The organism is Flavobacterium sp. UBA4854 (assembly GCF_002399805.1).
Lineage (GTDB): Bacteria > Bacteroidota > Bacteroidia > Flavobacteriales > Flavobacteriaceae > Flavobacterium > Flavobacterium ginsengisoli.
This window is the reverse complement of sequence record NZ_DHEI01000075.1, coordinates 1-6,281: the sequence shown is the minus strand read 5'-3', so window position 1 is coordinate 6,281 and position 6,281 is coordinate 1. Positions and strand designations below refer to the sequence as shown.

Annotated in this window: 1 protein-coding gene and 2 pseudogenes; all 3 read right to left on the bottom strand. The window is 35.4% G+C overall.

What is annotated here, in order from left to right; genetic code table 11:
* Nucleotides 1-3,059: pseudogene (chiA, locus tag B3J44_RS10570) on the bottom strand (T9SS-translocated chitinase ChiA); the annotation flags it as partial.
* Nucleotides 3,060-3,522: 463 nt separating this feature from the next.
* Nucleotides 3,523-5,589, bottom strand: coding sequence for a beta-N-acetylhexosaminidase (locus tag B3J44_RS10565; protein ID WP_286968385.1), 2,067 nt, complete (start codon nucleotides 5,587-5,589; stop codon nucleotides 3,523-3,525).
* Between the two features lie 147 nt (nucleotides 5,590-5,736).
* Nucleotides 5,737-6,281, bottom strand: a pseudogene (locus B3J44_RS10560) (glucosamine-6-phosphate deaminase); the annotation flags it as partial.

Genomic DNA, 6,281 nt, shown 5'->3' with positions numbered 1-6,281 from the left:
GAATCTGTTGTTCCGTTTGATGCCGTAGCCGTAACAGTTAATGTATGAGAAACTCCAAACTGATTTGCTACTGGTGTCCAACTCGCTGTATAAGTTCCAGAAGAATTTGTCGCACTTATGCTTTGTCCGTCTAAACTAAATACAACAGATGAGATTGTAGTGGCATCTGCAGCGCTTAATCCAACACTTGCAACAAAATTAATTGATGATCCTAAATTTATAGCAATCGCCGAAGCTGTTGGCGCTGTAATAGCAACCACTGGCTTGGTTACAACTGTTGTTTGGGTATTGAAATTATAAACTGTTGGCGTTGTAGGAACAGCAAAGTTTGCTAGATTATTTGGATAATAAGCTACTTCTCCGTTTTGCCATGAATTTAATTTCAAGCTTAAAATTTGTGTATATCCTGCTACAACTGAATTATCGAAAGTGTAATTTCCTGATGCATCTGTTGTTGCTAGAACACTTTTCCAGTTGTGTGTATTATCTGTCCAAGGCACTACCAATTCTACTTTTGCATTGGCTACAGGCGTTGAACCGTTTTTCACAGTTCCGCTGATTAAGTTTGTAGCTGCCGCTAATGTTGCTTTAGCCGTTGAACTTGTATTGAAATTATAAACTGTTGGAGTTGATGGAACTGCAAAGTTGGCTAAATTATTTGGATAATAATTAACCTCTCCGTTTGACCAAGTATTTAGTTTTAAACTTGTAATGGTGGTATAACCGTCTACAACTGAATTATCAAAACTGTATTTTCCTTGCGTATCTGTTGTTGCCAGAACACTTTTCCACGGATGTGCATTATCTGTCCATGGCAAAACCAATTCTACTTTGGCTCCGGCAACAGGGGTTGTTCCGTTTTTAACTGTTCCGCTAATTTTACTTGTGCTTGTTGCGGCATCTTGAGTAAAATTCAATGTTTTATTAGCATTCAAATTAGAGTAAACTGTAGATGCTGGCGTAAATGTCTGACCGGTCAAAGCTGCTGTTACCGTATAATTTCCGCCAGAAGCTAAAGTCAATGAATATGCTCCGCTAGAATTAGTTGTTGCAGTAACATTTCCTGCTGTAGAAGCTGCAGTAATTGTTACACCAGAAACTGGAGTACTTCCGTTAAGAACTGTTCCGCTTACTGTGTAAGTTACCACTGCGGCGCCTTGAGTAAAATTCAATGTTTTGTTGGCATCAATGGCATTGTAAACCGTTGAAGCTGGTGTATATGAAAACCCAGATTTTGCAGCTGTAACTGTAAAATTTAATCCTGCAGTTAAACCTGCGACACTGTAAACTCCACTTGCATTTGAAACTGCTGTTAAAGTTGTGCTTCCTGAAACTGCTGAAATTGTAACGCCCGAAACTGGGGTACTTCCGTCTAGAACTGTTCCACTTACGGTATAAGTTGGCTGAGTTCCGTTAATCACAACTGCTGTCTGATTTACCGTTACATTGTTTAGTGATACTGGAACAAATGTGTAACTCGCTTTTACTGCTGTAAGAGAATAGTTTTGTCCAGAAGTTAAATTATTGAATGCAAAATTTCCATTGGTAGAAACTACTGTCTGAATTACCACATTACTTGCATTTCGCAATTCAACTGTAACATTGGTAACCAAAGCCGATCCGTTTTTTACAGAACCAGAAATACTTACTGTTCCCGGAACTACACTTCCAAAAGAAGTATCAACTTGGTTTAATAATGCGTTTGGAATTGAACCTCTTGTATCTTGAGATAATTCCCAAATCATACCACCAGCTAAGTTTTTCGATTTTATATACTGCACTTTTAAGTCCATTGACTGTTTATCCTCATAAGAAATAAATTCTTTGGTAGTAGCATTATATAAATAAGGAACTTTTGTAGTATTATCAAAATATCTTACCCATCCTGCCGAAGCTGCACTTGGTGTAACTTGCATTGTATTTGGATCTAAGTAAGCGTGTGAATTTGTAACTGGATTTCCAACTAAATCACAAATTTCGATACTTCCAGATTTTTCACAAGCTCCAGAACCATCCCATGTTCCTGTTGGGTTTTGCGGATTTGTACACCCAGGGACTACATATCTTGGTGCTGAAACAAATAATCCGTTTGTTGAATTTGCAGCAACGTTATCGAATTTTTTTCCGTAGAAAGGCAATCCCATGATTAACTTATTCGCAGGAAAACCAATTACATTTAAATATTGATTCGTTAATTCATCTAATGATTCTGATTGTGTTGCACCATACAACGGATCATTTGGATTTCCGCTTGCATATAAAGGTGCGTTGTAACAGGTTTTATCATACCAGTTGCCGCCAAAATCGTATCCGAAATAGGTGATATAATCACAATAAGTCGAAATGTCTTCTGTCATTCCGTATTGCGATCTGTTATTTGGTCCTAAATACTGTTTAGAAACATTTCTAACATTGTTTCCAGCAGCAATAGTAATTAGTTTATTTGGCATTGCCTGACGCATTGCTTTTAATAAAAGCACTAAATTTTTATTGTCATCAGGGCTATATTTTTGTGGAGGAACAGGCGAACCATTTACTATTTCTGTACCGTCAGTTCCGCCCGAAAGAGGATATTCCCAGTCGATGTCGAAACCATCAATAAATGGATATGTAGTAATGAAGTTTGCCATATCTGCTGCTAAAGCCGCTCTTGCTACAGGACTTGCAGCAATTGGAGAAAGATCTTGTCCTTTTGTCCAGCCTCCAACAGAAATTAAAACTTTTAAATGCGGATACTTTTCTTTCAATTTCATTAAATCGTAAAAGTTTCCTTTAACTGGCGCATCCCAAGGAATTCCGCCCTCCATATGCTCAAAATCGGCATAAGTGTCTAAACATTTTAATTTTGTATTCTCTGGATGGGCAGGATCGTAAGTTGTCCCATAAAAAGAATAATTTAAGTGCGTCAATTTACTTCCATCAATTTTCGGAACATTAAAATCCCGAGCATAAATAGACCATTGTGCATAATACCCCACTACTTTTTTTCCGTGAGCCGGTTGGGCCAACACTAGTAAGGGAAACAGTAACAAAAAGAGCAATCTGTAATAATGTTTCATAGTTAATAAATATTAGTTAATAGAAAATAAATAATTGGGCCACAGAAGCTTAAATTCTTCTGGGTTTCGCTCAACAGCAGATTGGAACCCCGCGGTCGATTGGAAATAAACTCAAATTACATTCTATAGATAAATATTACTATTTCTGATTCATTCATAATCATTAGTAAATAGTAGTGATTGATATTTATTTATAATTTTAAAAATTAATATTAAATACAAATGATAAATTTGGGACTAATCATCAATCTATACTTTTTGTCATGTTTTGTTGTATTCTTATTCTTCTATTTGGTTTTTAAAGGTTAATAATTAATTTCACGGCTTATATTTTGTTATTTAATTAAGTTAAGTGTTGATTATTTCTGAAATCTTGGCTATAACTATCTCTACCGAGGAACTTCAGCAGAGATAATTAAAAGCCTAATTAATGTAACTCTAATAACACTAACTCAACCAAAATTCATATTAGTTTTTTTAAACTTTCATAAACTGACAATTCCACGTCAGCATGATCTTTTGTATTACATTGATCTATTAAACTTTTTAAATCTGCTGATGTTAAAGTCGATTTGTTGTCTAATACAAGTAATAATTCCTGCGATGCATCACTTAATTTTTTAGACAGCGGTAAAATTGGCTGTACTAATGGAGCATTTGCACTTAGTGCTGTAAGGTCATTATGCACTGCAATCCATTTAGTGAAAAATGCAGTCACTTTTGCTTTATTATCTACCGATTTATTTGCTAAATATTGATTTACCGCTACATCAAATGCAAGGGCATCTTTTGCATCTGGACCGCAGGCATCTGCAAACAAAGTAAAAGGAGAATACATCTGGTACTCTGTTCCTCCTTTATTACGAGTATATCCTTTTAAAGGTTCGCTTACTTTAGAAAACTCTTCAAGCGGCTGAATACTTTGATTGTTGGCAATATTTCTTAAAATAACATCTTTGTTACGTATATGAGTAATTCCTAGTTCTTCTAATCTGAAAGAAATCGTTTCTAAACGTTTACGCATATTTTCTACATCTACTACATCTTCTGCAGACCAAAGTCTTTCTGCAATAGCCGCAGTTCTTGGCCATAATCTAGAATCTATAGTTGTTGGTGTAGCCAATTCTGTCCACATTGTCGCTTCTCCACCAAGAATTCTTGCTTTTTCGTCACTCGTTAAATTCGCTCCTTTTGGCATAGGGTCGTTTAAATAATGGCTTGCAATTGGGTACATCAAATCGATATAATATCCGTTAGACAAAACGGTTTTGTATCCTTTTTTAACAGCTTCTACCAAAGATTTACCTGCTGGCATTCCTTCGTTTGGCCCTCTCCATGAGTGAACGATCGCTTCTTTAGATAAATCTTTCGTCAAAATTTCTTCCCAACCCATCAATTGCTTTCCGTGCTTCTTTAACATCGGAGCCAATTGCATCGTAAAATAAGTTTGTAATTCGTGATTGTTCTTTAAATTATGTTTTTTCATGAATTCTTGAATTTTCGGGTTTTCATCCCAATCTTTTCCTTCGTTTTCATCTCCTCCAATATGGAAATATGCACCCGGAAACAATGGGCAAACCTCATCAAAAACTTCACTTAATAGTTGATATGTTTTAGGATTTGAAGGATCTAATGTTGGCGAAAAAATACCAGCATTTCTTTCAATTCCATAGGTAGCGATTGCTGTACCTTGAATATTTTTTTCGGATGTTCCTCCTGTCAGCTTGATTACTTTACTGCCAATTTCTGGATAAGCCGTTAAAATTGCAGATCCGTGACCTGGAACATCTATTTCGGGAACAATTAAAATACCGCGCTCATCGGCATATTTTACGATATTTTTAATTTCCTCTTGTGTATAATACATTCCATCCGAAGCTAATTGAGTAAACTTTGGATGTTTTTTCATTTCAATTCTCCAGCCTTGATCATCAACCAAATGCCAATGAAAAACATTCATTTTCATTGCTGCCAATGCGTCAATATTTCTTTTAATAACATCAACAGGCTGAAAATGTCTTGAAGCATCAATCATTAAACCTCTCCAAGTAAATCTTGGAAAATCTGAAATTTTTGAAACTGGAAAATAAAACGATTTTGAATTGTTTTGAAGAAGTTGCAACAATGTCTCCAAACCATGTAAAGCTCCCAAATCACTGGTTGCATTAATTGTAATTTTGTTTGAAGTAATATCTAAATGATAGCTCTCATCTTCATACAAACCAATTTTTCCACTTTTAGTACAATTAATTTGCAATTCCGCATTTGGAACTTCATTTAATTTAGTTATAAAACCTTGTTCAAAAAATATACCTGTTCTACCATCTAAACGGCGCAAAAAACGAGTTACTCCTCCAAAAATTCTAGCATTTGGATTACCAGTAATATTTACTTTAAAATTCTTACTTAAATTAAAATTACCTTCATTAATTACAACATTCTGAGGCCAAGGCATAAGATTCAGTTGCTCTTTCTGGACTTGAGCACCTGCCGATATACCTGCAAATAATAGTACAAATAAATATTTCATTTTTCTTTTTTTTGGTCGGATAGTTTCTTAGTCCATATCCTAATTTATATAAAAAGACAAAATCCAGAATGACTTCTGCATACCTCACTTTTACAAGTAATCATCTGAATTTTGTCATTTGATTCATTTTATAGAATCATAAAAACTTTAATAATCAAAACGCTTAAAGGCTTCTATTGCTTCATATTCAGCTAAACCTAGTTCGTCGTATAAAATTGCTGTGTTTTTGTTTCGATCTTCTGCCCTAACCCAGAATTCACGAGAATCATTTCCTTGAAACATTACTCTGTCTTTTTGAGACTGGTGATGTAAAATGGCATGACGTTTTAACAATACTTCTGAAGGACTTAACGGAACGGCCATGTCAATTTCATGAATGTCCCATTCGTGCCAAGCTCCTCTGTAAAGCCACAACCAGCAATCATTCATGTACGGTTCTGGTTTAAGCTCTTTTAATGCAGCAAAAATGGCATTTAAACAAACCTCATGAGTTCCGTGCGGATCTGCAAGATCTCCAGCAGCAAAAACCTGATGTGGTTTTATTCTAGCAATAATGTCTTTTACGATAGCAATATCTTCTGGTCCTAACGGATTCTTTTTAACCTGTCCTGTTTCGTAAAAAGGAAGATCCAAAAAGTGCGTATTCTCATCTTTCAATCCGATGTATCTTGTTGCTCCGTAAGATTCTCTTC

Bases quoted from the DNA above. Each gene is read 5' to 3' on its own strand.
- B3J44_RS10565 (WP_286968385.1), bottom strand. From the start codon at position 5,589: ATGAAATATTTATTTGTACTATTATTTGCAGGTATATCGGCAGGTGCT.